Origin of the sequence: Anaeromyxobacter dehalogenans 2CP-1 (genome assembly GCF_000022145.1) — a bacterium.
Lineage (GTDB): Bacteria > Myxococcota > Myxococcia > Myxococcales > Anaeromyxobacteraceae > Anaeromyxobacter > Anaeromyxobacter dehalogenans.
Map to the genome: position 1 here is coordinate 2,986,250 of NC_011891.1, position 26,159 is coordinate 3,012,408.

Annotated in this window: 26 protein-coding genes; 15 read left to right on the forward strand and 11 right to left on the reverse strand. The window is 73.5% G+C overall.

What is annotated here, in order from left to right; genetic code table 11:
- The first annotated feature begins 6 nt into the window (after nt 1-6).
- Both A2CP1_RS13625 and A2CP1_RS13630 read left to right on the forward strand, forming a co-directional pair.
- Complete coding sequence (locus tag A2CP1_RS13625; RefSeq protein WP_012633812.1) at nt 7-843, forward strand: N-acetylmuramic acid 6-phosphate etherase; 837 nt, start codon at nt 7-9, stop codon at nt 841-843.
- Nucleotides 844-860: 17 nt separating this feature from the next.
- The gene (locus A2CP1_RS13630) at nt 861-2,489 is read left to right on the forward strand and encodes a DUF6178 family protein (RefSeq protein WP_012633813.1); all 1,629 of its coding nucleotides are present in this window, start codon (nt 861-863) and stop codon (nt 2,487-2,489) included.
- Between the two features lie 131 nt (nt 2,490-2,620).
- On the opposite strand, the gene A2CP1_RS13635 is transcribed toward A2CP1_RS13630, so the two are convergent.
- From A2CP1_RS13635 to A2CP1_RS13650, 4 genes are all read right to left on the reverse strand, one after another.
- Nucleotides 2,621-2,869 carry a hypothetical protein gene (locus A2CP1_RS13635; RefSeq protein WP_012633814.1) on the reverse strand — a complete coding sequence of 83 codons (249 nt, stop codon included), beginning with the start codon at nt 2,867-2,869 and terminating at the stop codon, nt 2,621-2,623.
- A gap of 95 nt (nt 2,870-2,964) precedes the next feature.
- Complete coding sequence (locus tag A2CP1_RS13640; protein WP_012526622.1) at nt 2,965-3,966, reverse strand: amidohydrolase family protein; 1,002 nt, start codon at nt 3,964-3,966, stop codon at nt 2,965-2,967.
- A gap of 52 nt (nt 3,967-4,018) precedes the next feature.
- Nucleotides 4,019-4,489: an FmdB family zinc ribbon protein gene (locus A2CP1_RS13645; RefSeq protein WP_012633815.1), complete on the reverse strand. Its 471-nt coding sequence runs from the start codon at nt 4,487-4,489 to the stop codon at nt 4,019-4,021.
- A gap of 70 nt (nt 4,490-4,559) precedes the next feature.
- Nucleotides 4,560-4,790, reverse strand: a complete 231-nt coding sequence (locus A2CP1_RS13650; RefSeq protein ID WP_012633816.1) for a hypothetical protein — start codon at nt 4,788-4,790, stop codon at nt 4,560-4,562.
- Between the two features lie 127 nt (nt 4,791-4,917).
- Between A2CP1_RS13650 and folD the strand changes: the two genes are divergently transcribed.
- The 7 genes from folD (at nt 4,918) to A2CP1_RS13685 (ending at nt 12,301) form a co-directional block, all read left to right on the forward strand.
- On the forward strand, nt 4,918-5,766 hold the full coding sequence (folD, locus tag A2CP1_RS13655; protein WP_012633817.1) for a bifunctional methylenetetrahydrofolate dehydrogenase/methenyltetrahydrofolate cyclohydrolase FolD: 849 nt from the start codon (nt 4,918-4,920) through the stop codon (nt 5,764-5,766).
- Nucleotides 5,763-6,863: a metallophosphoesterase gene (locus tag A2CP1_RS13660; protein WP_245529782.1), complete on the forward strand. Its 1,101-nt coding sequence runs from the start codon at nt 5,763-5,765 to the stop codon at nt 6,861-6,863. The genes folD and A2CP1_RS13660 overlap by 4 nt, the downstream gene beginning before the upstream one ends.
- 215 nt (nt 6,864-7,078) lie before the next feature.
- Complete coding sequence (gene gcvT, locus A2CP1_RS13665; protein WP_012633819.1) at nt 7,079-8,161, forward strand: glycine cleavage system aminomethyltransferase GcvT; 1,083 nt, start codon at nt 7,079-7,081, stop codon at nt 8,159-8,161.
- Nucleotides 8,162-8,172: 11 nt separating this feature from the next.
- Entirely contained in the window at nt 8,173-8,559 is a 387-nt protein-coding gene (gene gcvH / locus A2CP1_RS13670; RefSeq protein ID WP_012526628.1) for a glycine cleavage system protein GcvH, read from the forward strand.
- Between the two features lie 63 nt (nt 8,560-8,622).
- Nucleotides 8,623-9,960 carry an aminomethyl-transferring glycine dehydrogenase subunit GcvPA gene (gcvPA, locus tag A2CP1_RS13675; protein WP_012633820.1) on the forward strand — a complete coding sequence of 446 codons (1,338 nt, stop codon included), beginning with the start codon at nt 8,623-8,625 and terminating at the stop codon, nt 9,958-9,960.
- Between the two features lie 2 nt (nt 9,961-9,962).
- Nucleotides 9,963-11,531, forward strand: coding sequence for an aminomethyl-transferring glycine dehydrogenase subunit GcvPB (gcvPB, locus tag A2CP1_RS13680; protein WP_012633821.1), 1,569 nt, complete (start codon nt 9,963-9,965; stop codon nt 11,529-11,531).
- Between the two features lie 59 nt (nt 11,532-11,590).
- Nucleotides 11,591-12,301 carry a hypothetical protein gene (locus A2CP1_RS13685; protein WP_012633822.1) on the forward strand — a complete coding sequence of 237 codons (711 nt, stop codon included), beginning with the start codon at nt 11,591-11,593 and terminating at the stop codon, nt 12,299-12,301.
- Nucleotides 12,302-12,374: 73 nt separating this feature from the next.
- Here the strand turns inward: A2CP1_RS13685 and A2CP1_RS13690 are convergent, their stop codons facing one another.
- Both A2CP1_RS13690 and A2CP1_RS13695 read right to left on the reverse strand, forming a co-directional pair.
- Complete coding sequence (locus A2CP1_RS13690) at nt 12,375-12,851, reverse strand: methylglyoxal synthase (protein WP_012633823.1); 477 nt, start codon at nt 12,849-12,851, stop codon at nt 12,375-12,377.
- Between the two features lie 55 nt (nt 12,852-12,906).
- Entirely contained in the window at nt 12,907-14,166 is a 1,260-nt protein-coding gene (locus A2CP1_RS13695) for a TonB family protein (protein ID WP_012633824.1), read from the reverse strand.
- A gap of 116 nt (nt 14,167-14,282) precedes the next feature.
- Here A2CP1_RS13695 and A2CP1_RS13700 point away from each other — a divergent pair, with 116 nt between their 5' ends.
- Complete coding sequence (locus tag A2CP1_RS13700; RefSeq protein WP_012633825.1) at nt 14,283-16,253, forward strand: biosynthetic peptidoglycan transglycosylase; 1,971 nt, start codon at nt 14,283-14,285, stop codon at nt 16,251-16,253.
- Between the two features lie 85 nt (nt 16,254-16,338).
- On the opposite strand, the gene A2CP1_RS13705 is transcribed toward A2CP1_RS13700, so the two are convergent.
- The 5 genes from A2CP1_RS13705 to A2CP1_RS13725 all read right to left on the reverse strand — a co-directional run bounded on the left by A2CP1_RS13705 (nt 16,339) and on the right by A2CP1_RS13725 (nt 19,514).
- Nucleotides 16,339-17,421, reverse strand: a complete 1,083-nt coding sequence (locus A2CP1_RS13705; protein ID WP_012633826.1) for a heparan-alpha-glucosaminide N-acetyltransferase domain-containing protein — start codon at nt 17,419-17,421, stop codon at nt 16,339-16,341.
- Between the two features lie 68 nt (nt 17,422-17,489).
- Entirely contained in the window at nt 17,490-17,711 is a 222-nt protein-coding gene (gene infA, locus A2CP1_RS13710) for a translation initiation factor IF-1 (protein WP_012526636.1), read from the reverse strand.
- A gap of 100 nt (nt 17,712-17,811) precedes the next feature.
- Nucleotides 17,812-18,012 (reverse strand): cold-shock protein, encoded by a 201-nt coding sequence (locus A2CP1_RS13715; protein ID WP_011420292.1) that lies wholly within the window; start codon nt 18,010-18,012, stop codon nt 17,812-17,814.
- Nucleotides 18,013-18,189: 177 nt separating this feature from the next.
- A complete protein-coding gene (locus tag A2CP1_RS13720; protein ID WP_012633827.1) occupies nt 18,190-18,615 on the reverse strand; it encodes a tetratricopeptide repeat protein in 426 nt (141 codons plus the stop codon).
- A gap of 8 nt (nt 18,616-18,623) precedes the next feature.
- Complete coding sequence (locus A2CP1_RS13725) at nt 18,624-19,514, reverse strand: hypothetical protein (protein ID WP_012633828.1); 891 nt, start codon at nt 19,512-19,514, stop codon at nt 18,624-18,626.
- 189 nt (nt 19,515-19,703) lie between these two features.
- On the opposite strand from A2CP1_RS13725, the gene ruvX reads away from it, so the two are divergent.
- The 5 genes from ruvX (at nt 19,704) to A2CP1_RS13750 (ending at nt 26,113) form a co-directional block, all read left to right on the forward strand.
- On the forward strand, nt 19,704-20,117 hold the full coding sequence (ruvX, locus tag A2CP1_RS13730) for a Holliday junction resolvase RuvX (RefSeq protein WP_012633829.1): 414 nt from the start codon (nt 19,704-19,706) through the stop codon (nt 20,115-20,117).
- Entirely contained in the window at nt 20,114-21,145 is a 1,032-nt protein-coding gene (gene mltG, locus A2CP1_RS13735; protein ID WP_012633830.1) for an endolytic transglycosylase MltG, read from the forward strand. Before ruvX ends, mltG begins: the two co-directional genes overlap by 4 nt.
- A 180-nt stretch (nt 21,146-21,325) precedes the next feature.
- Nucleotides 21,326-23,398 carry a PrkA family serine protein kinase gene (locus A2CP1_RS13740; protein WP_012526641.1) on the forward strand — a complete coding sequence of 691 codons (2,073 nt, stop codon included), beginning with the start codon at nt 21,326-21,328 and terminating at the stop codon, nt 23,396-23,398.
- A 102-nt stretch (nt 23,399-23,500) separates the two neighbouring features.
- The gene (locus tag A2CP1_RS13745) at nt 23,501-24,607 is read left to right on the forward strand and encodes a DUF444 family protein (RefSeq protein WP_012526642.1); all 1,107 of its coding nucleotides are present in this window, start codon (nt 23,501-23,503) and stop codon (nt 24,605-24,607) included.
- A gap of 6 nt (nt 24,608-24,613) precedes the next feature.
- The gene (locus A2CP1_RS13750; protein ID WP_012633831.1) at nt 24,614-26,113 is read left to right on the forward strand and encodes a SpoVR family protein; all 1,500 of its coding nucleotides are present in this window, start codon (nt 24,614-24,616) and stop codon (nt 26,111-26,113) included.
- The last annotated feature ends 46 nt before the right edge of the window (nt 26,114-26,159 follow it).

The window sequence follows — 26,159 nt, forward strand, 5'->3', positions numbered from 1 at the left end:
GGCGGGATGCGCAGCCTCCCGATCACCGAGGCGCCCCACCCCAGAGGCTCGGATCTCGAGCGGCTCCCCGCGGGCCGCCTCCTCGCCCGTCTCCACGAGGGCGACCGGGAGGCGGTGCGCGCGGTGGGCCGTGCCCTGCCTTCGCTCGCCCGCCTGGTCGAGGCCGCCGCCTCAGCGCTCGGCGCGGGGGGACGGCTGGTCTACGCCGGCGCCGGCACGAGCGGGCGGCTCGGCGCGCTCGACGCGGCCGAGTGCCCGCCCACGTTCGGCGTCTCCCCCCGCCAGGTGCTGGCGCTGGTGGCCGGCGGCCGCCGCGCGCTCACCCGCGCCGTGGAGGGCGCCGAGGACGACCGCGCGGCCGGCGCCGCCGCGGTGCGCCGCGCGCGCGCCGGGGCCCGGGACCTGGTCGTCGGGGTGAGCGCGTCCGGCACCACGCCGTTCGTGCTCGGCGCGCTCGAGGAGGCCCGCCGCCGGGGAGCGCGGACCGCCCTCCTCACCTCGAACCCGGCCGCCCGCGCCCGGACCGGCCTGCGGGTGGTGCTCGACACCGGGCCGGAGCTGGTCGCCGGCTCGACCCGCATGAAGGCGGGGACGGCCGCGAAGATGGCGCTCGGGCTGGTGAGCACCGCCGCGTTCGTGCGGCTGGGGACGGTGCGCGGGGGCCGGATGGTCGCGCTGGCGCCGGCCAGCGAGAAGCTGCGCCGCCGGGCGGTGCGCAACGTCGCGGTGCTCGCCGGGGTGGGCGAGGCGCGCGCCCGGAAGCTGCTCGAGGGGTGCGGCTGGAGCGTGCGCGACGCGGTGGATCGCGCGGCCCGGCCGAAGGCGCGCCCGCGCCCCCGCTGATCGAGGAAGGAGGGACGATGGCCAAGGAAGAGAAGGCGCTCGCACCGGAGGAGCTGTCGCGCGCGCGGGCGGCGCTGGCCGCGGCGCAAGGGAAGCGGCGGCTCGACCTGGTGCTCGAGGCGCGGGATCCACAGGCGCTGGTCCGCGCGCTGCCGGCCGACGAGCTCTACTTCACGATCCGGGACATCGGGCTCGGCGACGCGGCGCTGCTCGTCCAGCTCGCCTCGCCCGAGCAGTTCAAGACGTTCCTCGATCTCGACGCCTGGCGCGGCGGCGCCTTCGAGCCGCGCCGCGCCCTCCCCTGGCTCCGGGTCGCCCGGGCCGGCGCGCACCTCGACCCGAAGGCCGCGGCGCGCTGGACGCGCAAGCTGGACGCGCTCGATCGCGAGGTGCTGTACCTGGTGCTGCGCGACGCGCTCCACCTGCACGACCTCGAGGAGGACCCGGATCCGGAGCTGGTCTCCGACCGGTTCATGCGGACGCCCGAGGGGCGCTTCGTGGTCGAGTTCCAGGTGGAGGGCACCGAGTACCTGGCGGTGCGCGGCCTGCTCGACGACTTCTACGCGCGCGACGCGTTCCAGGCGACGCGGCTGCTCTCGGCCCTCCGGGGCGAGCTGCCCAGCGAGCTGGAGGAGACGGCGCTGCGCTGGCGCACCGGCCGCCTCGCCGACCTCGGCTTCCCCTCGCTGGAGGAGGCGCTCTCCTGGTTCGCCCGGCCGCCGCGCGCGCCGGCCCGCCCCGCCGGCCCGCCGCCGGCGCGGCCGCCCGGGTTCCTGCTGGCGACGCTCGGCGGTGGCTCGGCGATGGATCGCGCCGCGGCGGCGCTCCCGGCCGGCGAGCGCGAGGTGCTGGAGCGCGAGATCGTCGCGGCGGCCAACGCGGTGCTGGTCGCCGATCAGGTGGACCCCTCCGACCTCCAGGCGGTGCGCGGCGCGTTCGCCGCCGCGCGCGCCATGCTGGAGCTGGGCCTGGCCCGCCTCGCCGGCGCCGATCCCGATCGCGCCGCCCAGGTGCTGGCGGAGACGCCGGTGAAGCGGCTGTTCCAGGAAGGGTTCGGGCGCGTCCTCGAGCTGAAGTGGCGGGCCGAGCGGCTGCTGGCCGGCGGCGGCGCGGGGAGCCGCGCGGCGCCGCTGCTCGACGCGCCGCTGGGCGAGGCGGTGGCGTCGCTCGCCGCGAAGCGCCCGCGCTACTTCCCGGGCCTGGAGGCGCCGCGGGACGAGTGGGGCACGATGTCCGCCGCCGCGCACGAGCCGCGCCGGTTCCTCGCCGCGGCCGAGCTGGACCGGACCGCCGCCGCGCTCGACCTCGCCGAGGGGCTGGCCGGGCTCGCGCAGGCGCTGGGGCTCGCCGGCGGCCGCGCCGAGGGACCGCTCGCGCCGCGCCTCTCGACGCTGTACCTCACCGCGCTCGCCAACGAGCGGCTGGGCCGCGCCTTCCGGCCGGATCCCGTCGCGCGCGCGGAGCTGCCGGGCGCGGCGCGGGCGCTCGCCGCGATCGAGGACCCGCGGCTCGCCTCCGCCGGTCAGGCCGGCGCGCTGCTGCTGGAGCTGGCGCGGGCGCGCGCGGCCGAGCTGGCCCCGATCGCCGAGGGGGGCACCGCACGGCCCGAGCACCTCTCGGCGCTGCTGGTGCTCGACCCGGACTAGCAGCGCCCGCGAGCGCCGTCCCGCCCCGCTCATCCCGAGCCTGGGCCCGCCGCCGGCGGGCGGCGTGAGGGACGGGCGGAAGGGCACGGCCGGCACCGCCGGCCGCGCCCCTCCGTGGGAATCCGCCTCGGCTACTTCGCGACCGGGGCTGCCTCGGGGGCCGCCTTGTCGGCCGCCGTGTCGGCGGCCTTCGGGGTGGCCTTCTTCGCCGTCGCCTTGTGGTGCTTCTTGTGCGTCGCAGGCTTGGCGGCCGGCTTCGCGGCCTCCGCGGCGGCCGGCGCGGCCGGGGCCGGCTCCATGGCCTTCGGCTCCTCGGCGAACGCGGGGGAGACGAGGCCGAGCACGGCGAGGGCCGAGACGATGCGCAGGATGTTCTTCATTTGGGGTACCTCCGGCGCGGGGCCGCGGTCGATCCGCGCGCACCCGCTGCGAGGACGTACGCGCGCGCTCCCGGCCGTATTCAACGCGCGCCTCGTCAGGGCAGCTCGCCGATGAAGGTGGCCTCCCGGGCCCACCGCAGGGCCTGGTCGATCTGCTCCTCCGCGAGCACGCCGGACTCGCGCAGCAGGCGCACCTCGGCGCGCATGTTCGTGTCGAGCAGGTACGGGCCGTCGGTGTTGATGGTGAACCGCACGCCGCGATCCCAGAAGCGCGCGAGCACCTGCCCCAGCTCCTCGATCGACCCCACCGCCCGCGTGGCGAGGTTCGAGCTGGGGCAGATCTCCAGCACCACGCCGCGCTCGCGGAGCAGGTCCATGACCTTCTCGTCCCGCGCCGCGCAGATGCCATGGCCGATGCGGTGCGGCTCGAGCTGCTCCACCACCGCCCGGACCCCCTCGGCGCCGGTGGTGGCGGTCTCGCCGGTGTGCACGGTCGTCTTCAGCCCGGCGCGCCGCGCCCGCGCGTACAGCTCGCGGTACCGCCCGACCTCCTCCGGCATCAGCTCGAGCGCGTGGCGCTCGGTGCCCGCCAGGTCGATGCCGACCACGCCGCGCCGCCGGTACTTGATGGCCTTCTCGACCAGGATCTCGTTCAGGTGCGCGGGGAACTCGCGCGCCAGGCAGAAGATGAGCCCGGCCTGCACGCCGTACTCGAGGACGGCCCGGTCCATCCCGCGCAGCGCGGCGTGGATGATGTGGTCGAGGTCGCGCTCGCCGCCGACGTTGCGCTTCATCGGGTTGAAGCGCAGCTCGATGAGCGAGACCCGCGACGAGCGGTACTCCTTGCCGATGACCTCGTAGACGCTGCGCTCCATCGCCTGCGGGGACGACTGGATCTTCTCGGTCCACTCGTGCATCACCGCCAGGTACTCGTCCAGCGACCGCACCTTCCCCGGGCGCGCCGAGATCAGCTCCTTGAACTCCCAGTAGCTCGCGACCGGCAGCTTGAAGCCCTGGTCGTGGGCGATGGACCACAGGATGTGCGGCGCCACCGCGCCGCCGACGTGGATGTGCAGGTCCGAGAGCTCGCGTGCCATCGGCCCGAGATACCGCCGCGGCGCGAGGCACGCCAGCGCTTCTCCGACGCGGCTACCCGTTCTCGTCCGGCGCCGACTCGCCGGGCGCGCCGAGCCCGAGGCCGCACTCCGGGCACTCCACCTCCCCCGCCCCCTGCACGGCGAAGCGGTGGCCGCAGGCCGGGCAGGCGATCTCGCCGCCGGCGTCGAGGTCGATCCCCTCGGCGCCGCGCGCCGCCGCGGCCGCGGCGTCGGGGTCCTCGAGCAGGCCGGCCCAGTCGCGCCGCAGGAACGCCTGGGCGCGCTCCAGCTCGTCACGCGGGACGTACAGGTTCCACAGCGGGTGGTGCGCCTCCTCCGGTCGGCCCGGCGGGACCTTCTCCATCTCCGGCGCCAGCCCCTCCGTCTCCAGGAGCGACATGACCTCGCGCACCGACGCGTAGCCGGAGCGGGTGAGCACGGCGAGGCCCTCCGCGGCGGCCTCGCAGGTCACGCAGCGCCCGCCGTCGGCGAGCGGGGTCGAGCAGGTGGTGCAGCGCTCCATGGACGCCTCCCGCGGCCCGGGCTCCGGGCGCGGCCCGATGATACCCCGGGCGCGGGAGGTGCGGCGGCCGTCAGCGGCGGCCGGTCGCGCGCGCCCGGAGCGCGGCGGTGGATGGACGAGGCGCGGCGGGCGCCGCCGGCGGGACCAGGCTCGGCGGCTCTGGCACCGCGGCCGGCAACGGCCTCACCTCGGCCGGAGGCGGCAGCGGAGGAGCCGCGGCGGAGCGCCGCTCCGCGCCCGCGCCGAGCGCGGCCGCGACCAGCAGGAGGGCAGGCGCGAACAGGAAGCGGTAGAGAGCCATGGCGGCCTCCGGGCGTGGTCGGGAGCGAGGGGTGGTCCGCCGAGCACGGTTCGCACGCGCCGGGCGCGCCACAAGCGTCCAGGATGGGGGACACGGGCGCGCGGCGTGCTCTATACTCGCGCGCCTCATGAACCTCATCGACGGCAAGCAGATCGCGGCGAAGGTGAAGGGCGAGGTGGCGACCGAGGTCCGCGCGCTGGCCGCCCGCGGCGTGCAGACGGGCCTCACCGTGGTCCGGGTGGGCGACGACCCCGCCTCCGCGATCTACGTGCGCGGGAAGCGCAAGGACTGCGAGGAGGTTGGCATCACCTCGGTGGAGCACCACCTCCCGGCCACCACCACGCAGGCCGAGCTGCTCGCCCTCATCGCGCGGCTGAACGCCGACCCGGCGGTGCACGGCATCCTGGTGCAGCTCCCGCTGCCGAAGCACGTGGACGAGCGCGCCGTGCTCGACGCCATCTCGCCCGCCAAGGACGCGGACGGCTTCCATCCGTTCAACGTGGGCGCGCTCTCGATCGGCATCGCCGGCGTGCCGCGCCCCTGCACGCCCGCCGGCGTGATGCGCATGCTCGACGAGGCGAAGGTCGATCCGAAGGGCAAGCGCGCGCTGGTGGTCGGCCGCTCCAACATCGTCGGCAAGCCCATGGCGATGATGCTGCTCGAGCGGCACGCCACCGTGACCCTCGCCCACTCCCGCACCGCGGATCTCGCCGGGGAGGTCGGCCGCGCCGACATCCTGGTGGCCGCCATCGGCAAGGCCGAGCTGGTGAAGGGCGCCTGGGTCAAGGAGGGCGCGGTGGTGATCGACGTCGGCATGAACCGCCTCGCCGACGGGAAGCTGGTGGGCGACGTGGAGTTCGCGGCGGCCGCCGCGCGCGCCTCGGCGATCACGCCGGTGCCGGGCGGCGTCGGCCCGATGACGCGCGCCATGCTGCTCGTCAACACGGTGGAGCTGGCGAAGCGGACGGTGCGGTGAGGCGCTGCGCCCGGGCGCTCGCGGCCATGGCCGTGGCGCTCGTGGGCGCCGCCGGCTGCTGCACCTGCGTCGACCTCGACTACACCTACCGGAGCGGCGCGGCCCGCGCCCCGGCGGCCGCCCCGCCCCTCTCGCCCCTGCTCCGCGTGCTGCACGTCGCGGACATCGGCGAGCCGAACTGCCAGCAGCGCGCCATCTCCGACGGCATGGCCGCGGCGCACCGGCGGGCGCCGTTCGACCTCGCGGTCGCCCCCGGCGACAACGTCTACAACTGCGGGCCGGACGCCACCCTCCCCGGCGCCGCCGAGTGCCGCTTCGCCGACGACGGGAACACGGTCGCCGCCGGGTACGCCGGCCCGGCCGACCCGACCTTCGCGCGCTTCGAGGACGCGTTCGCGCCGCTCGCGGGCGTGCCCATCCACCTCGCGCTCGGGAACCACGACGTCGCCACCGCCGGGAGCTGCGCGGTGCCGGGCGTGGAGCCGGCCACCGCGGCGCGGCGCAAGGCCTGCCTGGAGGTGGCGCACGCCTCGCCGCTCTGGGCCATGCCCGGTCGCCACCACCTCGTCGATCGCGGACCGGCCCGCTTCATCGTGGTGGACACGAACCTCCTGAAGGGCGACTACGGCGGCTTCACCTTCGCCGACGAGGAGGCGTTCGTGGCGGCGGCGGCCGCGGGCTGCGACGCGCGCGCCTGCTTCCTGGTCGGCCACCACCCGGCCGTCACCGCCGGCTCGCACCACGACGACGCCACGCCGGAGTACCTCGCGCGCGTCGATCGCCTGCTCGCGGCCGGCCAGGGCCGGATCCGGGCCTGGCTCGCCGGCCACGATCACGACCTGCAGCACCTGCGGACGCCGGGCGGCGTGGACGTGCTCGTGTCCGGCAACGGCTCCCGCGCCCGCGGCGCCGAGCGGTTCCGCGAGATCTCCGCGCCGGGCGCCGAACTGCTGTTCGCGTCGGTGCGCTGGGGGTTCGGCGTGCTCGAGGTGGGGGACGGCGGCTGGCGCTACCGCTTCGAGTCGGACGACGGCGCCGCGCTCTACTGCTGCGCGGCCAGCGGGTCGGGGCGGTGCGAGCCGGTCGCATGCCGGTGAGCGCGCCGCGCCCAGCCACCGCCCGCCCGTGCGGCCGTGCGCCCGCGCCCCAGCCCCTTCCGGTGCTGCCAGGAACGCGCGATGGCACCTTGCGGACCCTGGCGCGAGCGGCTACTGCTCGGGCGCGCCGGGCGCGAAATCCCGCGTCCTGGCGCGCTTGACCCCCGGGTCAGCCCCGATAGAATCCGCCCGCCCATCCCCACCCGAGGCGCCCAATGGCCCTGCGCACGCCCCTTCACGACACGCACGTCCGCGCAGGCGCACGGATCGTGGAGTTCGCCGGCTGGCAGATGCCGGTCCAGTACTCGGGCATCCTCGCCGAGCACGAGACCGTCCGCACCCGCGTCGGCCTGTTCGACGTCTCGCACATGGGCGAGGTCGTGTTCCGCGGCCCGCGGGCGATCGCGGCGCTCGGCCGCCTGTTCACGAACGACCTCTCCAAGGTCGCCGACGGCCAGGCGCAGTACGGCTGCCTGTGCCGCGACTCCGGCGGCATCGTGGACGACGTGGTGGTCTACCGCCGCTCCGCCGAGGACCTGCTCGTCTGCGTCAACGCCGGCAACCGGCAGAAGGACTTCGAGTGGCTGGCGGGCCACGCCGCCGGCGCCGACGTCCGCAACGAGTCGGACGACTGGGCGCAGCTCGCGCTCCAGGGGCCGCTCGCCGCCCAGCTCCTGCAGCGGCTCACCACCGTGAACCTCTCGGCGATGCGCAGCTACCGCTTCGGCGAGGGCGAGGTGGCCGGCGTCCGCTGCATCGTGGCCCGCACCGGCTACACCGGCGAGGACGGCTTCGAGCTGTTCTGCCGCTCCGACCTGGGCCCGCGGCTCTGGGACGCGCTCATGGAGGCGGGCGTGCCCGAGCGCATCGCCCCCTGCGGCCTCGGCGCCCGCGACTCGCTGCGGCTCGAGATGGCGTACCGCCTCTACGGCTCGGACATGGACGAGACCACCACGCCGCTCGAGGCCGGGCTGGCCTGGGTGGTGAAGCTCGACAAGGGCGACTTCATCGGCCGCGAGGCGCTGCTCAAGCAGAAGGAGCAGGGGCTCTCGCGCAAGCTGGTGGGGTTCCAGCTCACCGACGCGGGCATCCCGCGGCACGGCTACCCGGTGCTGCAGGACGGCCGCAAGGTGGGGGACGTGACCAGCGGGACCAAGAGCCCGTCGCTCGGCACCGCCATCGGGCTCGCCTACGTGCCCCCCGCGCTCGCCGCCGAGGGCTCCACCTTCGCAGTCGAGATCCGCGGCCGGGCCGCGGCGGCCAAGGCCGTGAAGACGCCGTTCTACACTCGGAAGTGACGGAGACGACCATGGAAATCCCCGAGGACCTCAGGTACACGCGCGAGCACGAGTGGGCGCGCCGCAAGGGCAGCGCGATCGTGGTCGGCATCACCGACTTCGCCCAGCAGCAGCTCGGCGACGTCGTCTACGTCGAGCTCCCGGACGTCGGCGACCCCGTCAAGAAGGGCGAGTCGTTCGGCGTGGTCGAGTCCACCAAGGCCGTCTCCGAGCTGTTCGCCCCGATCTCCGGCAAGGTGATCGAGGTGAACGACCCGCTCTCCGACGCGCCCGAGACCATCAACGAGGATCCGTACGAGGAGGGCTGGATGATCACCATCGAGCCGTCCGATCCGAAGGACCTCGAGGCGCTGATGGACGCCGCCGCCTACAAGGCGTTCGTCGAGGAGCAGGAGTAGCGCCGAGCGCCGCCCGCCGGGCGGTCCCCCTCCCTCGCGGCGCCGTCGCCGCGGAGCCAAGCCTTGCGATACCACCCGCACACCCCGGACGACGTCCGCGCCATGCTCGACGTCGTCGGCGCGGAGCGCGTCGACGACCTGTTCCGCTCGATCCCGCAGGCGCTCCGGCTCGACCGCCCGCTCGACCTGCCGCCCGCGGCGGACGAGATCGCGCTGTTCTCCGAGCTGCGGCGCCTGGCGGCGCGCAACGAGACGGCCCACCCGCCGTTCGTCGGCGCGGGGTGCTACCCGCACCACGTGCCACCGGTGGTGGACCAGCTCCTGCTCCGCGGCGAGTTCTTCACCGCGTACACGCCCTACCAGCCGGAGATCTCGCAGGGCACGCTGCAGGCGCTGTTCGAGTGGCAGACGTTCGTGTGCCTGCTGACCGGCATGGACGTGTCGAACGCGTCCATGTACGACGGCGCGACCGCCACCGCCGAGGCGGCGCTCATGGCCGGCCGCATCACCGGGCGCGACAAGGTGGTGGTCTCCGCCGCGCTGCACCCCGAGTACCGCAAGGTGCTCGCCACGTACCTGCGCTCGACCGGCGACGAGATCGTCACGGTGCCGTTCGGCGCCGACGGGCGCACCGACCTCGCCGCGCTGGCGCAGGCGGTGGACGGCCGGACCGCCTGCGTCATCCTCGGCTACCCGAACTTCCTCGGCGTGGTGGACGCGCTGCCCGAGGCGGCCGCCCTCGCCCGGGCGGCCGGCGCGCTCACCGTCGCGGCCACCGCCGAGGCGGTCTCGCTCGGCCTCCTCCAGGCGCCGGGCGCGCTCGGCGCGGACGTCGCGGTGGGCACGTTCCAGAGCTTCGGCAACCCCATGTCCTTCGGCGGCCCGGCGCCGGGGTTCTTCGCCACCCGCGAGAAGAGCCTGCGCCAGATGCCCGGCCGCGTGGCGGGCGCGACGGTGGACAAGCAGGGGCGGCGCGGCTTCGTGCTCACGCTCTCCACCCGCGAGCAGCACATCCGCCGCGAGAAGGCCACGTCCAACATCTGCACCAACTCCGGCCTGTGCGCGCTGGCCTCCACCATCCACCTGTCGCTCCTCGGCAAGCGCGGCCTCGCCGAGCTGGCGCGCCTCAACCACGGGCGCGCCCGCATGCTGCGCGACGCGATGGAGCGGGCCGGCTGCCGCCCGGTGTTCTCCGGGCCGTACTTCAACGAGCAGGTGTTCGACGTGGGCGACGCGGAGGCGGTGGTGGCGAAGCTCGCGAAGCGCGGCATCGTGGCCGGCGCGCCGCTGGCGCGCTGGTACCCGGACGCGCCGCACGCGAAGGGCGCGCTGCTCTGTGCGGCGACCGAGCTGCACGGCCCCGAGCTCATCCAGCTCTTCGCGAGCACGGTGAGGAGCTAGCCATGGCGAACCCGACCGGCTGGAAGCCCAGCATGGAGCAGGACGCGAAGGGCGGCGCCGCCGCGGCCGAGGCGCCCGGCCTGGGCGGCGCGGTGCGCGGCCTCGCCTACGAGGAGCCGCTCGTGTTCGAGCACGGCTCGCGCGGGCGCTGCGGCGTCTCGTTGCCGCCGCCCCCCGCCGACTTCGACGCGGGCGACCTCCCCGCCGCGCTGGTGCGCCCGGCGGTGGACGGGCTGCCGGAGCTGTCCGAGCTGGAGGTGGTCCGGCACTTCACCCGGCTCTCCTCCTGGAACCACGGCATCGACACCGGGTTCTACCCGCTCGGCTCCTGCACCATGAAGTACAACCCGAAGTCGAGCGAGGCCCTGGCGCGCCTGCCCGGCTTCGCCGACCTCCACCCGCTCGCGCCCGCCGAGCTGGCGCAGGGCGCGCTCGAGCTCATGTACCGGCTGGAGCGGGCGCTGTCCGAGATCGCCGGGTTCGACGCCACCACGCTCGCGCCCGCCGCGGGCGCGCAGGGCGAGCTGACCGGCCTCATGCTCATCCGCGCCTACCACGAGGCGCGCGGCAACCCGCGCAAGAAGGTGCTCATCCCCGACACCGCGCACGGCACCAACCCCGCGTCGTCGGCGCTGAACGGCTACGCGGTGGTGCAGCTCGCCTCCGGCCCCGACGGCCGCCTCCACCCGGAGACGGTCCGCGCCGCCATGGACGAGGACGTCGCGGCCATCATGATCACGAACCCGAACACGCTGGGCGTGTTCGAGTCGCACATCGCCGAGATCGCCGCGATCGTCCACGCGAAGGGCGGGCTGGTGTACGGCGACGGCGCGAACATGAACGCGCTGCTCGGCGTGGCGCGGCCCGGCGACATGGGCTTCGACGTCATGCAGTACAACCTGCACAAGACGTTCGCGACGCCGCACGGCGGCGGCGGCCCGGGCTCGGGCCCGGTGGCGGTGAAGGCGGCGCTCGCGCCGTACCTGCCGCTCCCGCTGGTGGTGAAGGAGGGCGAGCGGTTCCGGCTGGTCACCGAGGCGCGCGAGCGGCCCGCCACCGTCGGCAAGCTGCGCGAGTTCTGGGGCAACTTCGGCATGTTCGTGCGGGCCTGGGCGCTCATCCGCGAGTACGGCCCGGACGGCGTGCGCGCCACCGCCGAGCTGGCGGTGCTGAACGCGAACTACGTGCGCAAGCAGCTGGAGGGCACCTACCACCTGCCCTACCCCACCGACTCGCTCCACGAGGTGGTGTTCGACGACGCCCAGCAGAAGGACGCCGGCGTCACGACCATGGACGTGGCGAAGCGCCTCATCGACCACGGCTTCCACCCGCCCACCATCTACTTCCCGCTGGTGGTGCACGGCGCGCTCATGATCGAGCCGACCGAGACCGAGTCGCGCGAGACGCTGGACGCGTTCGTCGCGGCGATGAAGGCCATCGCCGAGGAGGCGAAGGCCGATCCGGAGGCGGTGCGTGCCGCGCCCACCCGGCCCGTCCGCGCGCGCCTCGACGAGACGCGCGCGGCGCGCAAGCCCGTGCTGCGCTGGCAGCCGGGCATGAACGTCGAGTAGACGGGCGGCGGTCGCGCTATCATCGCGGCGCGCCCGCCCCACGGCGCCGCGGAGGAACCATGCGCAACCGCCTGCTCGCCCTGTTCGTCGTCGCCGCCCTGCCCGCGCTGGCCGCCGGCCAGTACGATCCCCGCCGGCCGCCGCCGCGCACGCCCGCCGGGCCGCGCGAGCAGGGGCTCACGCTGTCCGCGCGCCTCGCGTACGGCGCGCCGTCCGGCGACATCTCGGACGAGGTGGACGCCACCGGTGCGCCGCTCTACCCGAAGCTCGACGATCTCGTCCGGCACAAGGTGCCGATCTGGCTCGAGCTGGGCTACCGCTTCAACCCGGCGGTCTGGGGCGGCATCTACCTCGAGCTCGCCCCGGCCTCGATCTCGAAGGACTTCTGCGTCCCGGGCCGCTCCTGCGACGGCTCGGACATCCGCTTCGGATTCGACGTGCAGTTCCACCTGCAGCCGTACCAGATCGTGGATCCCTGGGTGGGCTTCGGGATGGGCCTGGAGGTGCTGAACGCGGAGGCGTACGAGCCGGGCACCGGCACCATCGCCGAGTTCAGCTGGGCCGGCTTCGAGTTCCCGATGCTGGAGGCGGGGCTCGACCTGGCGCTCTCGCCCTACCTGACCATGGGCCCGTTCGTCTCGTGGAGCGCCGGGCAGTACACGAGCTACGACGTGTCGGTGCCGGGCTGGGGTGACGAGTCCGGCCGCATCCACGACCGGAGCTTCCACAGCTGGTTCCAGATCGGCGTGAAGGGGACGCTGAAGCTGTAGCGCCCCCGCCTCGATCCGCCCCGCCGGCGCGGCGCCGGGGCCGTCCGGCGACGCCGGCGAGGGCGGGCCCCGGCTACCGCCGACCCTGGCCGGCCAGCCAGGCCTGCCGCTTCGCGGCGTGGTCCTCCACGATCCGCTCGTACTCACCGTGGAACAGCGACGACGCCACCAGGAAGTCGGCGGTGGCGCGGTTGCACGCGGTGGGGATGTTGTAGAGCACCGCGATCCGCAGCAGCGCCTTCACGTCCGGATCGTGCGGCTGCGGCTCGAGCGGATCCCAGAAGAACACCAGCACGTCCAGCTCGCCCTCGGCGATCTTCGCGCCGACCTGCTGGTCGCCGCCGAGCGGACCGCTCTTGAAGCGGGTCACCGGGAGGTCGGTCTGCGCCTGCACCAGCGCGCCGGTGGTGCCGGTGGCGAACAGGCGGTGCTCGCGGAGCACCGGCCGGTTGTACTTCACCCAGTCCAGCAGGTCCTGCTTGCGGCTGTCGTGCGCGATGAGGACCACGTTCTTGACCGCGCGCATCGGGACGCGCTGCACCTGGGGCATGCTGAGCTCTCCTCCTGTGGATCGGGACCGGCCCGCGGGACGCGGGGCGGCTGAGTCATTCCGGGTACGGGCGCTGCGAGGGCAGCGAGGGCATGAGCACCTGCACGCGCGAGGCCCGCCGCATCTCCAGCGTGTACGCCAGCGCGAGGTGGATCTGCCCGCTCGCGTCGACCAGGCCCGCCGGCGGGTTCGGGAACGGCCCGGCCGCCCGCGCCGCCCGGACCACCTCCTGGTCGAGGAAGTCCAGGCCGCTCGAGTCGAGCAGCTTCACGAAGCGGATCGCGCCGCTGCCGTCGAGCACCAGCTCGATCGACGTGGTGCGGTCGCGCGCGGGGTAGACCTTCCCCTCGGGATCCCGCGCCTGGTACGCCCGGTTCGGATCCCACTCGCGGTAGATGGCCATGCCCACGCGGTTGATGAACGTGGCGTACTTGAACGAGCGGGTGTTGAGCGCGGTGGAGTCGCCCTCCTCCACGCCGTCGAGCCGGTCCGGGCTGGGCCCGCCGGCGATGCGCGCGAGGTTCTGCGGATCCGGCAGGAGCCGCCGATCGATGCCCGACTTGCGGCCGCCGCCCTGCGCGCCGGCGCCGCCGGGCACCTGCAGCGCCTGGCCGCCGCCGCTCAGCCGCTGCTGGTCGGTCCGGGGCGCGACCGGCACGTCGCCCGCGCCGGGCGCGTCCGGGCGCGGCGCGACCGCCAGCCGCTCCTGCGCCCGCTGCTCCGGGATGACCAGCTTCTCTCCGCCGGTGCCGTGCGGCGCCGCCGGCCCCTCCTTGCCCGGCGTGCTCTTCGCCGCCTGGCCGTTCTCGCCGGCCTCGGGCGGTGGCGGCGGCGCCTTGCGCTTCAGGCCGTCGGACGGCGCCGGGAGGGTGTTCTCGAACGCCTGCGTCCCCGCGAAGCGCGAGCGCGACTCCTTCTCGACCGTGTTGTCGCGGTCGGACAGGAAGCGGGAGTCCTTCGGCGGGCGCGAGTCCTTCGACGGCGCCACGTCCACGATCTGCCCGTGCGCCCGGCGCTCCTCCGGCGGCGGCGGGGGCGGCGGGATCTTCGGGAGGTCCGACGGCCTCGGCGCGGCGGCGGGCGGCGGCTGGCCGCCCACGATGGCGCGGTTCGCCGCCCACTGATCCGCGGTGAGCGGCGCGAGCGCCACCGGCCGCACCGTGGCGGGCTTTCCCAGCTGGAAGGCGCCCACCCGGCCGAGGATCAGCAAGATCAAGGCGTTGAAGGCGAGCGACAGCAGGATGGCGGCGGTGGTCCGGGTGCCCGGCCGCTCGTCCACCTTCCTCCGTCGCAGGCTGGGGCCCAGGAACGCCATTCGCCGGGATGTTAACAGCCATGACGGCGGTTTCATCCCCTCGAGTGCGCGTCCACGGGCCGGCCGGGGAACCGGTTGACCCCCCGCGACCCGCCCGGTAAAGAGCGCGCGATTCCATGGCTTCCGCCCTGCCCACCCCTCCCCGCCCCCGCCTCGCGCTGCGCCCCCTCTGGCGCGCCGCGGGCTGGGGCGTGCTGGCGCTGGCCTGCCTGTACGGGGTGGCGCTCGTGGCGCTCTCGCGGCCCGCGGCGGAGGCCGCGCTCCGCCGACGCATCCTGGCCGGCCTGCGCGCGTCGGTGGGCGACGTCACCCTCGGCCCCGACGTCCACGTCTCGCCGCTGCTCCGCGTCTCCTTCGGCCCGCTCGCCATCGCCGGCGCGCGGCCGGGGGCGCCGCCGGTGCTGCGCGTCGAGCGGATCGAGGCGCGGCCGCGGCTGCTCGCGCTGCTGGCCGGGCGCGCCGAGCTCGCCTCGGTGCGGATGACCGGCGTGCGCGTGGAGGCCGGCCGCTCCGGGCGATCGCTGCTGGAGCTGGGCGAGCGCCTGCGCGGCCCCCCTGCCCGGCGCGGCGCCCTCCCTGCTCGCGCCCCCGCCGCGTCCGCCCCCGAGCCCGCGCCGGAGGCGGACGAGGCCGCCCCGTGGCCCTCGGTGCAGGCGCGCGCGCTGGTGATCGCCTTCGTGCTCGGGGGCAAGACCGTGGAGCTGGGGCCGATCGACGCGCACCTGTCGCGCGCCCGCGGCGACGGCGAGGAGCGCCTCCGCGCCGACCTGCGCCTGCCCGGCGGCGGCACCGCCACGGTGGACGCCCGCCGGGAGGCCTCCGGCTGGCGCGCCACGCTGGGGGTGCGGCACCTCGGGCCCGCCGCGATCCCGGAGGCGCTCGGCGCAGGGGCGGTGTCGCTGCGCGAGGGCACGCTCTCGCTCGACGCGACGCTGGACGCCGCGCCGGACCTGTCCCGCCTCGGCGGGCGCGCCGTGCTCGCGGTGGAGGGCGCCTCGGTGGCCGGCGAGCGGATCGGCGCCGAGCCCCTCGGGCCGATCTCCGCCACCGCCGAGGGCGACGTCGCCTGGGAGGGCGCGGAGCGGCGCGTGTCGCTCTCCGGCGGGCGCGTGGTGCTCTTCGGCGCCATCCCCGCCGCCGTCTCCGGCCAGGCGCGGCTCGGCCCCGGCCTCCCGTTCGAGCTCTCCGCGCGGCTCGACCGACTCGACTTCGCCGCGGCCGTCGCCGCGCTGCCGGCGGCGCTGGGGCTGCCGCCGGAGGCGCCGCGGCCCGCCGGCACGCTCGACGCCCACCTCGACCTGGCCGGCCCGCTGCTCGCGCCGGCCGCCTGGACGGTGGACGCCGGGCTGGACCTCTCGCGCATGCGCGAGGCGGCCCGGCGCGCGCCGCCCGTCGCGCTCCGCGCGCCGTTCGTGCACCGCCCCGAGGTCGAGCACGGCACGCCGCCCGAGATCCTGGTGGGCCCGCGCAACCCCGCGTTCGTCCCGCTCGCCACCCTGCCGCAGCACGTGATCCGCGCGGTGACCGCCAGCGAGGACGCCGGGTTCTACGGCCACTCCGGCTTCGAGTTCGAGGAGCTGCGCAACGCGTTCGCCGCGTCCGCCGAGCGCGGCCGGCTGGTGCGCGGCGGCTCGACCATCTCGCAGCAGCTCGCGAAGAACCTGTACCTCTCCCGCGAGAAGACGCTGGCGCGGAAGGTGCGGGAGGCGGCGCTCACGGTGGCGCTCGAGGCGACGGTGCCCAAGGCGCGGCTCCTCGAGATCTACCTGAACGTGGCGGAGTGGGGCCCGGGGCTGTGGGGCATCGGGCCGGCCGCGCGCCACTGGTTCGGCGTGCCCGCCGCCGAGCTCACGCCGCGGCAGGCCGCGTTCCTCGCCACCGTGATCCCGAACCCGGTCCGGTTCCACTTCATGTGGTCCCGCGGCGCGCCCACCGAGGCGTGGGACCAGCGCGTGGACGAGCTGCTGCTGAAGATGGCGGCGCAGCAGGTGCTCGACCCGGACGCGCTCGACGCGGCCCTGGTCGAGCCGCTCGCGTTCGCGCGGCCGGGCGCGGCGGTCGGGCCGGGCGCGACGCCGGCGCCGTAGCGGGGCCGCGGCGTCGGAGCACGCGCACTGCGGCGGACCACTCCTCGATCAACGCACGATGCCCCCGGCGCGGGGCCGGGAATCGCTACGCGGGCGCGGGCGCGGCGGGCCGCGGGCGGGCGCGGCGCCGGGCCTGCAGCCGCTCCCAGGCCACCGAGATCGCCCAGGTGACGCCCACCATCGCGACGATCGCCGCGATCGTCGCCGGGAACGGGAGCCGGCCGCGCAGCGGCCGCGCCAGGCCGCCGTAGGTCAGCTCGACCGAGGCGATGTACCCGACGAGCGACTGCCGCCCGAGCACGGTGAGCCAGCGCAGCGCCCGCTCCGCCACGAGCGGCACGAGCTGGGTGAGCCCGGTAAGCGCCACGCACGCGCCGAGCCGCATCGCGAACCAGGCCGGCGAGGCGCGCCAGAACGCGTCCCCGCGCAGCGGCGCCCGCGCGTCGAGCCCGAGGCCCGCGCCGAGGAGCGCCGCGCCCAGGGCGAGCCACAGGAGCGGACGGTCCGGTCCGCGCGCCAGCGGCGCGAGCGCGGCGCCGGCGAGCAGGAAGGCGACCCAGTTGAACAGGTGGAAGTTCCCGCGGCGGCCCAGGTCGGCGGACGCGATGTAGGCGTAGTCGAGCAGCCGGCTCGGCGCGTGCGCCGTCCCCGCCACGCCGGGCGTCGCGAGCACCACCGCGACCGCCGCCAGCGCCGCGAGCGCGGGCCCGAGGCGGCGCGGCACGCCGATGGTGAGCAGCGCCGACAGCCCCAGGCCGACCGCGATGACGTTGAGGATGTCCACCTTCAGCACGTCCCCGACGCCGGCCCAGGCCGTGTCCCACCAGCCGTGCCACAGCGCCGGGGCGTAGCCGAGCAGGTACTCCGCCGCGCGGAAGCCGTACGCGACGCCGAGCAGCCACAGCGCCCGGCGCAGCGCGGCCGACCGGCGCGCGCCCGGCGCGACGCCCTTGCGCTCCAGCGCGGCGTCGCCGAGCGCCTGCGAGAGGCCGGCCATGTAGAGGAAGCCGGGCGCGGCGAGCCCGCCCAGCATGCGGAGCGCGCCGAAGCCGTGGCCGTGCGCCGCGGCCGGTGCGAGCCATGCGTCGAGCACGTGGACCTCGACCATGAACAGCACGGCGAGGCCGCGCTGCCAGTCGAGCCAGAGCTTGCGTCTGGGAGCGGTCACGGGGTGGGCGCCAGGTGCGGCGGGGGGCGCTGGAGCGGCTCGGGCGGCCGGAGGCGGCCGCCCCGCGGTCACTTGTCGCGGTACGTGATGCGGCCGCGGGTGAGGTCGTACGGCGACAGCTCGAGCTTCACGCGGTCGCCGGGGATGATGCGGATGTGGAACTTCTTCATCTTGCCCGACGCGTACGCGAGGACCACGGGACCCTGATCGACCTTGACCCGGTACATGCCGCCGGCGAGCGCCTCCTCGACGGTGCCCTGTACCTCGATGCCGGTTTCCTTCTCGCTCATCGAACCTCTCCGCACGCTCCCAGGCTATCGTGTAGCAGGCTCAGAAGCGCGAGCGGCCTCGGTCACCCGAGGCCGCTCGTCACCCAGCGGACCGGATGCTCTACGGACGGCGGACGTTCGCCGCCTGAAGCCCCTTGGGGCCCTGGGTGACGTCGAACTCCACCCGCTCCCCCTCCTTCAGGGTGCGGAAGCCATCCATCTGAATGGCCGTGTGGTGAACGAAGACGTCCTCCCCGCCCTCCTGGGAGATGAAACCGTAGCCCTTCGCGTCGTTGAACCACTTCACGGTACCAAGTGCCATCGCTTCACGCTTCCTTCGTGTGTCCCGGGCCGACCGCCGGCCCGCGGAGTCGTGGGGCACGGACCCTCGACTCGGCCGCGAAATATCCCCGAAACCTACAGGGACCGTCAAGGGGACGGAGTGCCCCAACCGCGCGGAAAATGTGGACTTGTCGGGTCCGCCACGCGCTCGCCACGTTCACTCTCCGAGCGCGGAGCAAAGCGCGCGCGCTCGGCCTCCCACCTCCCCGTCGGCGGCCAGCGCGGCGAGCTCGGCGCGCGCCGCCTCCCGGGCGCCCGGATCGGCCAGCAAGGCCTCCGCCCGCGCCAGCCGGATCCACGGATCGGCCGGGGCGAGCCGCACCGCCACCTCGGCGCAGAACCGGGCTGCGAGCGGCTGGCCCAGCCGGCGGTGCGCCGTGGCCAGCAGCGCCCAGGCCGCCGCGTCCTCGTGGTTGCTCACCACCAGCCCCTCCAGGATGGCCCGGGCGGTCTCCACCCGCCCCGCCTCCAGCTCCGCCTCCGCCAGCGCGGCGATGGCGTCGCCCAGCTCCTGGGTCATCCCCTGCACCTCGGCCAGCGTGGGCGTGCGCCCCCCGACCGCCGTCTCGATCGCGTCGTCCATGGCGCGCCTCAGGAGCGGATGTTGTGCACCGCCGACATCTTCATGTCGTGCAGCGAGCGGAGGACGTTGGAGACGAGCGTGAACATCTCCTTCTGCTTCTCCATCGCGTACTGCAGCTCCATCATCTTCTTGCGATCGATCTCGGGCGAGTCCGCCGAGCCGGTGCTGCCCGTGCCGCCGGTCCCGCCGGTGCCGCTCGAGCCGCTCGCCGGCGCGTCCTTGAACGCTGCCGCCAGGTCGAACGCCACGCCCGCGAGCTGCGGGCCGGCCTTGGCGAGCACGGGCGCGAGCCCCGGGAACCCCATGGCGGCGGCGCCCGCCGCGAGCGCGGGCCCGCCCAGCGTCTTCACCAGCGCCTGGACGTTCTTGTCGTTCAGGATCTCCATCGACATGCCGAGCGCCGGGAACGCGGTCTTGAGCGCGCCGGCCAGCTTGGCGAAGGGCCCGCCCTTCTTCTTCTTGGCGCCGGACGAGCCGCTCGTGCCGGAGGCCTTCCCCGCCGCCTCCTTCATCTTCTGCTCGACGTCCCGGTCGAAGCGGTCCTGCACGTACATCATGAAGCGGAACAGCTTCTCCTCGATCGAGAGCCTCGGATCGTCGAGGAACGCGAGCGCGCCGGTGGACCGCGAGGACGACGGCTTCTTCGCCGCGCCCGACTTCGTCGTTCCCTTCGCGCCCGAGGCGTACCCCGCCCCGGAGCTCCGCCGCGTCTTCTTCGCCGAGGTCTTCTTCGCGGAGGGGAGCGCGGCCGCCGCGGCGGCGATCACGGCGCCGCCCTTCCCGACGCCGGCGGCGCTGGCGGCCCGGATGGTGCGCGGCGCGGCGACCTGGGCGAGATCGGCGGCGAGCGCGGCGCCCTGCGAGAGCAGCGCGGCGCCGGTGCGGACGGACGGGATCATCTGGGTTCCTTTCGGATGGGGTGGGCGGTGCGCCTCGCGGCGCCCACCCTTCCCCGGAGCGCGCCCCGTGCCAGCGCCGGGCGCCCGGATCCCGCGCGGTTGCGCGGGGCGCGCGGTCGCGCCGGAGCCCGCCGGGACGCAGCGCGGACCGTTTGACCCGGGCGCGGACGGCGCCTAGATTGCCGCGCCATGCGCACGCTCGGCGTCGACCTGGGGCGGGTCCGGATCGGCCTCGCCGTGGCCGACGAGATCCTGCGGACGGCGCGCGCGGTGACCACGGTGGTCCGCCGCACCGAGGCCGAGGACCTCGCCGCCATCGCCGAGGTGGCCCGCGACTACGAGGTCACGCGGGCGGTGGTGGGGCTCCCGCTCAACATGGACGGCACGGAGGGCCCGTCGGCGCGGCTCGCTCGCGGCTTCGCGCCGCGGCTGGAGGCGGCGCTCGGCGTGCCGGTGGAGCTGTTCGACGAGCGGCTCTCCTCCTTCGAGGCCGAGTCGCGGCTGCGCGCGCGCGGCCTGTCGGCCCGCGAGCAGCGAGGCCAGGTGGACGCGGAGGCCGCGGCCGTCATCCTGCAGGGCTGGCTGGATCGGAGGGCGCCGTGAGGAAGGTCGTCACCCTGCTCGTGCTCCTCGCGCTCGCGGGCGCCGCGTGGGCGGCGCTCACCTGGCGCGACCTGCGATCGTTCGGGGCGACGGCGTACGGCGGCCCCGAGGAGAAGACGGTGGTGGTGCCGAGCGGCGCCCCGGCGCGCGCGGTGATCCGGTCGCTGGCCCAGTCCGGCGTGCTCTCCGACGAGACCCGGGCCTGGCGCTATTTCCGCTGGGTGAAGCGCGACCACCGGCGGCTGCGCGCGGGCGAGTACGCGTTCTCCGGGCCGCTCACCCCGGACCAGGTGCTGGACAAGGTCTACCAGGGCCAGGTGAAGCTCTACCGGTTCACCGTGCCCGAGGGCCTGCGCATGGACGAGATCGCGGAGATCGTCGGGCGCAGCGGCCTCGCGCGCACCGAGGACTTCGCCGCGGTCGCGCACGACCCCGCGACCGCCCGCGCGCTCGGGCTGCCCTACGCGAACCTCGAGGGCTTCCTGTTCCCCGACACGTACACGTTCGCCCGGGGCGTCTCGGCGCGCACCATCGCCGAGGAGATGGTGGAGCGGTTCAAGGAGGAGTACGCGCGCGCCGACGCCGGCCGGCGGCCGGGCGTGACGCTGACGATGGGCGAGGCCGCGACCCTCGCCTCGATCGTCGAGAAGGAGACCGGGCAGCCGGCGGAGCGCGCGCGCATCGCCTGCGTGTTCCACAACCGGCTCCGGCTCGGGATGCGGCTCGGGACCGACCCGACGGTCATGTACGCGACGCTGCTGCGCACCGGCCGCTGGTCGAAGAACATCACGAAGGCCGACCTGCTGGCGACGCACCCGTACAACACGTACACGACCGCCGGGCTGCCGCCCGGGCCCATCGCGAACGCGGGCGCCGCGGCGCTGCAGGCGGCGCTCGCTCCCGCCACCTGCTCCGACCTGTACTTCGTCTCGCGCAACGACGGCACCCACGTGTTCTGCCCGACGCTCGCCTGCCACAACGCGGCGGTGCGCGCCTGGCAGGTCGAGTTCTTCCGCCGGGCGCGCTGACCGCCGGCGGCCGCCTCGCCGCCGCGGTGCCGCGCACGGGGGGACCCGCCTCGCCGCCTGCCCGCAGGCCCCATTGGGCGTGCGTCTCCCGCCGGCCTCGCGGTCTGCAGCCCGCTCCTCCGCTCCTTATGCTCCTTGGGTCGGCGCGCGTGCGCCGAGCCCAGATACAGAGGGAGCGAGATGCGCGAGCCTCGGGAAATGACGACGTCGGGTTGGGTGAACCGGATCGCGGCCCTGCAGGACCGGCAGGGGTACTCGGAGCAGCACTGGGAGGGCTCGTTCGAGGACTATCTCGGGATCGTGCGGCAGAACCCGAAGGTCACCCGCACGGCCTTCCAGCGCGTCTACGACATGATCCTGTCGCACGGGAAGACCGAGTACATCGACAACAAGAAGAAGCTCATCCGGTACAACTTCTTCACCGACCCGGACTTCGGCGGGAAGGACGCGATCTACGGGCTCGACATCGCGCTCATGAAGCTCGTGAACGTGTTCAAGAGCGCGGCGCAGGGCTACGGCACCGAGAAGCGCGTCATCCTGCTGCACGGCCCGGTCGGCTCGTCCAAGTCCACCATCGCGCGCCTGCTCAAGAAGGGGCTCGAGGCGTACTCGAAGACCCCCGAGGGCGCGCTCTACACGTTCGCGTGGGACATCGAGCGCACCAACCTCGACGGGCAGAAGCGCCGCGAGGTGATGCCCTGCCCCATGCACGAGGAGCCGCTGCACCTCGTGCCGCACGAGTGGCGCGGCAAGGTGATCGCCGAGCTGGCCGCGCCCGAGGGCGGCTACGCCATCCCGGACACCGGCGACCTGTGCCCGGCCTGCCGCTTCGTCTTCAAGGACCTGATGACGGAGTACAAGGGCGACTGGGAGAAGGTGATGCAGCACGTGCGCGTGCGCCGCCTGATCCTGTCGGAGAAGGACCGGGTCGGCATCGGCACGTTCCAGCCCAAGGACGAGAAGAACCAGGACTCGACCGAGCTCACCGGCGACATCAACTACCGCAAGATCGCCGAGTACGGCTCCGACTCGGACCCGCGCGCGTTCAACTTCGACGGTGAGTTCAACATCGCGAACCGCGGCATCATCGAGTTCGTCGAGATCCTGAAGCTCGACGTGGCGTTCCTCTACGACCTGCTCGGCGCCACGCAGGAGCACAAGATCAAGCCGAAGAAGTTCCCGCAGACCGACATCGACGAGGTCATCGTCGGGCACACCAACGAGCCCGAGTACAAGAAGCTCCAGTCGAACGAGTTCATGGAGGCGCTCCGGGACCGCACCGTCAAGATCGACATCCCGTACATCTCCCGCCTCGACGAGGAGGTGAAGATCTACGAGCGCGACTACAACAGCCACAAGATCCGCGGGAAGCACATCGCGCCGCACACGCTGGAGATGGCCGCGATGTGGGGCGTGCTCACCCGGCTCGAGGAGCCGAAGAAGCACAACCTCACGCTGGTCCAGAAGCTGAAGCTCTACAACGGCAAGTCGCTGCCGAACTTCACCGAGGACAACATCAAGGAGCTGCGCAAGGAGGCGCTGCGCGAGGGCATGGAGGGCATCAGCCCCCGCTACGTGCAGGACAAGATCTCGAACGCGCTGGTCTCGGACAAGGGCGACGGGTGCGTGAACCCGTTCATGGTGCTGAACGAGCTGGAGGCCGGGCTCCGGCAGCACTCGCTCATCTCCTCGGAGGACCAGCGCAAGCGCTTCCGCGAGCTGCTCACCGACGTGAAGCGCGAGTACGAGGACGTGGTGAAGAACGAGGTCCAGCGCGCCATCAGCGCGGACGAGGACGCGATCACCAAGCTCTGCGCGAACTACATCGACAACATCAAGGCGTACACGCAGCGCGAGAAGGTCCGCAACAAGTACACCGGCCAGTACGAGGAGCCCGACGAGCGGCTGATGCGCTCGATCGAGGAGAAGATCGACATCGCGGAGAGCCGGAAGGACGACTTCCGCCGCGAGATCATGAACTACATCGGCGCCCTCGCCATCGAGGGGAAGACGTTCAACTACCGGACGAACGAGCGGCTGCACAAGGCGCTCGAGCTGAAGCTGTTCGAGGACCAGAAGGACTCGATCAAGCTGAAGAACCTGGTGGCCTCGGTGGTGGACCGCGAGACGCAGGAGAAGATCGACGTCGTGAAGCAGCGGCTCATCAAGAACTACGGCTACTGCGAGGTGTGCTCCACCGACGTCCTGAACTTCGTCGCCTCGATCTTCGCGCGCGGCGACGCGAAGGAGTAGCGCCCCCCGACGCGCTCGGGGAGAGCGGGCCCTTCGACAGGCTCAGGGTGACCGGGTGGTTCGACCGATCGGGCACGGAACGACAGCGAGGACGGGCCGACCATGTCCCTGAAGATCAAGCAGGACCACGCCCGCTTCCGCGACATCGTGCGCGGCCGGATCAAGAGCAACCTCAAGAAGTACGTCCAGAAGGGAGAGATGGTCGGGAAGAAGGGGAAGGACTTCATCACCATCCCGATCCCGACCATCGACATCCCGCACTTCCGCTTCGGCGAGCGCTCGCAGGGCGGCGTCGGCCAGGGCGAGGGCGAGCCGGGCGATCCGCTCTCGCCCGGCGACGGGCAGGCCGGCAGCGGGCAGGCCGGTCAGGGCGAGGGGCAGCACATCCTCGAGGTGGACGTGCCGCTCGAGGAGCTGGCCGACATCCTCGGCGAGGAGCTCGCCCTGCCCCGCATCGAGCCGCGCGGCAAGGACCGCATCATCGCCACGCGCCTCAAGTACACCGGGGTCGCGCCGAGCGGCCCGGAGTCGCTGCGCCACTTCAAGCGCACCTACAAGCAGGCCCTGCGGCGGCAGATCGCGAGCGGCTCGTACAACTGGCGACGCCCGGTGATCGTCCCGGTGCGCGAGGACCGCCGCTACCGCACCTGGAAGCAGGTCCCGCTCCCCGAGACCAACGCGGTCGTCATCTACATGATGGACGTGTCGGGCTCGATGGGCGACGAGCAGAAGGAGATCGTCCGCATCGAGTCCTTCTGGATCGATACCTGGCTGCGGAAGCACTACAAGGGCCTGGAGAGCCGCTACATCATCCACGACGCGGTGGCGCGCGAGGTGGACCGCGACACGTTCTTCCACACGCGCGAGTCGGGCGGGACCATGATCTCGTCCGCCTACAAGCTCGCGCTCGAGATGATCGAGACCGACTACGCGCCCACCTCCTGGAACGTGTACCCGTTCCACTTCTCCGACGGCGACAACTGGAGCGCCGACGACACCCGCCTCTGCGTGGAGCTGCTGCAGAACCGCATCCTCCCGGCGGTGAACCTGTTCTGCTACGGCCAGGTGGAGAGCCCCTACGGCTCGGGCCAGTTCATCAAGGACCTGAAGGAGTCCGTCGGCCCGCGCGAGAACGTGGCGCTGTCCGAGATCGCGGACAAGGAAGCGATCTACGCCTCCATCAAGACGTTCCTCGGCACCGGGAAGTAGGCGCGCATGGACAAGCACACCCACCTGCCCTCGCACCTGCACGACATCCGCAACCGCGTGGAGGGGTACGCGCGCGCCTACGGGCTCGACTTCTTCGACACGGTCTTCGAGGTGCTCGGGTTCGACGAGATCAACATGGTGGCCGCGTACGGCGGCTTCCCGAACCGCTACCCGCACTGGCGCTTCGGGATGGACTACGAGCGGCTGTCGAAGGGCTACGAGTACGGGCTCTCGAAGATCTACGAGATGGTCATCAACAACGACCCCTCGTACGCGTACCTGCTCGAGTCCAACATGGACGTGGACCAGAAGCTGGTGATGGCCCACGTCTTCGGGCACGTCGACTTCTTCAAGAACAACTTCATGTTCCGGCACACCAACCGGAAGATGATGGACCAGATGGCGAACCACGCCACTCGCGTGCGCCGCTACCAGGACAAGCTCGGGGTCGAGCTGGTCGAGGACTTCATCGACCGCTGCCTCTCCATCGAGAACCTGATCGACTACCAGTCACCCTACGTGAAGCGGCGGCCGGACCGGACCGGCGTCGAGGGCGAGGGCGCGGAGCGCCAGGTGGCGCAGGGGTTCAAGAACGAGCGCGAGTACATGCGGGAGTACATCAACCCGCGCGAGTTCATGCAGGAGCAGCAGCGCAAGCTGGACGAGGAGGCCGCGCGCAAGAAGAAGTTCCCGGAGCGGGCCGAGCGCGACGTGCTGCTGTTCCTGCTCGAGCACGCGCCGCTGGAGCGCTGGGAGCACGACGTGCTCTCGATCATCCGCGAGGAGGCCTACTACTTCGCGCCCCAGGGCCAGACCAAGATCATGAACGAGGGGTGGGCCACCTACTGGCACTCCAAGATCATGACCGAGAAGGCGCTCGACGCCTCCGAGGTCATCGACTACGCCGACCACCACTCCGGCACGCTCGCCACCCACCCCGGGCAGCTCAACCCCTACAAGCTCGGGGTGGAGCTGTGGCGCGACATCGAGGACCGGTGGAACAAGGGGCGCTTCGGGAAGGAGTACGACGAGTGCGACTCCTTCGTCGCCCGCAAGCAGTGGGACAAGCAGCTCGGGGTGGGACGCGACAAGATCTTCGAGGTGCGCAAGCACTACAACGACGTCACCTTCATCGACGAGTTCCTCAGCCTGGAGTTCTGCGTCCAGCAGCGCCTCTTCACCTTCGGCTACAACGAGAAGCACCAGCGCTGGGAGATCATGGAGCGCGAGTTCCGCAAGGTGAAGGAGAAGCTCCTCCACATGCTCACCAACTTCGGGCAGCCGGAGATCGCCGTCGAGGACGGCAACTGGGAGAACCGGGGCGAGCTCTACCTGGTCCACAAGCACGACGGGGTGGACCTGAAGCTCGACTACGCCCGCGACACCCTCCGCCACGTGCAGTCCCTGTGGCGCAGGCCGGTCAACCTCCACACCAAGGTGGAGGGCCGAGGCACCATCTTCCGGTACGACGGCAAGGAGCACTCGGACCGGCGGGCCGACCTGTAGGCCGAGGTGGTCGACTCGGAGCTTCCTGTTCCCTTTCTCGCCTGCT

Excerpts from the sequence above, each read along its gene's own strand:
- infA (WP_012526636.1), bottom strand. The coding sequence starts at position 17,711 with ATGAGCGAGAAGGAAACCGGCATCGAGGTACAGGGCACCGTCGAGGAG.
- A2CP1_RS13685 (WP_012633822.1), top strand. The coding sequence starts at position 11,591 with ATGCGCAACCGCCTGCTCGCCCTGTTCGTCGTCGCCGCCCTGCCCGCG.
- A2CP1_RS13720 (WP_012633827.1), bottom strand. The coding sequence starts at position 18,615 with ATGGACGACGCGATCGAGACGGCGGTCGGGGGGCGCACGCCCACGCTG.
- A2CP1_RS13700 (WP_012633825.1), top strand. The coding sequence starts at position 14,283 with ATGGCTTCCGCCCTGCCCACCCCTCCCCGCCCCCGCCTCGCGCTGCGC.
- A2CP1_RS13650 (WP_012633816.1), bottom strand. The coding sequence starts at position 4,790 with ATGGCTCTCTACCGCTTCCTGTTCGCGCCTGCCCTCCTGCTGGTCGCG.
- A2CP1_RS13715 (WP_011420292.1), bottom strand. The coding sequence starts at position 18,012 with ATGGCACTTGGTACCGTGAAGTGGTTCAACGACGCGAAGGGCTACGGT.
- A2CP1_RS13645 (WP_012633815.1), bottom strand. The coding sequence starts at position 4,489 with ATGGAGCGCTGCACCACCTGCTCGACCCCGCTCGCCGACGGCGGGCGC.
- A2CP1_RS13640 (WP_012526622.1), bottom strand. The coding sequence starts at position 3,966 with ATGGCACGCGAGCTCTCGGACCTGCACATCCACGTCGGCGGCGCGGTG.
- gcvT (WP_012633819.1), top strand. The coding sequence starts at position 7,079 with ATGGCCCTGCGCACGCCCCTTCACGACACGCACGTCCGCGCAGGCGCA.
- A2CP1_RS13740 (WP_012526641.1), top strand. The coding sequence starts at position 21,326 with ATGCGCGAGCCTCGGGAAATGACGACGTCGGGTTGGGTGAACCGGATC.
- folD (WP_012633817.1), top strand. The coding sequence starts at position 4,918 with ATGAACCTCATCGACGGCAAGCAGATCGCGGCGAAGGTGAAGGGCGAG.
- gcvPB (WP_012633821.1), top strand. The coding sequence starts at position 9,963 with ATGGCGAACCCGACCGGCTGGAAGCCCAGCATGGAGCAGGACGCGAAG.
- A2CP1_RS13695 (WP_012633824.1), bottom strand. The coding sequence starts at position 14,166 with ATGGCGTTCCTGGGCCCCAGCCTGCGACGGAGGAAGGTGGACGAGCGG.
- A2CP1_RS13635 (WP_012633814.1), bottom strand. The coding sequence starts at position 2,869 with ATGAAGAACATCCTGCGCATCGTCTCGGCCCTCGCCGTGCTCGGCCTC.
- A2CP1_RS13625 (WP_012633812.1), top strand. The coding sequence starts at position 7 with ATGCGCAGCCTCCCGATCACCGAGGCGCCCCACCCCAGAGGCTCGGAT.
- A2CP1_RS13745 (WP_012526642.1), top strand. The coding sequence starts at position 23,501 with ATGTCCCTGAAGATCAAGCAGGACCACGCCCGCTTCCGCGACATCGTG.
- A2CP1_RS13750 (WP_012633831.1), top strand. The coding sequence starts at position 24,614 with ATGGACAAGCACACCCACCTGCCCTCGCACCTGCACGACATCCGCAAC.
- A2CP1_RS13725 (WP_012633828.1), bottom strand. The coding sequence starts at position 19,514 with ATGATCCCGTCCGTCCGCACCGGCGCCGCGCTGCTCTCGCAGGGCGCC.
- A2CP1_RS13690 (WP_012633823.1), bottom strand. The coding sequence starts at position 12,851 with ATGCCCCAGGTGCAGCGCGTCCCGATGCGCGCGGTCAAGAACGTGGTC.
- A2CP1_RS13630 (WP_012633813.1), top strand. The coding sequence starts at position 861 with ATGGCCAAGGAAGAGAAGGCGCTCGCACCGGAGGAGCTGTCGCGCGCG.
- ruvX (WP_012633829.1), top strand. The coding sequence starts at position 19,704 with ATGCGCACGCTCGGCGTCGACCTGGGGCGGGTCCGGATCGGCCTCGCC.
- gcvH (WP_012526628.1), top strand. The coding sequence starts at position 8,173 with ATGGAAATCCCCGAGGACCTCAGGTACACGCGCGAGCACGAGTGGGCG.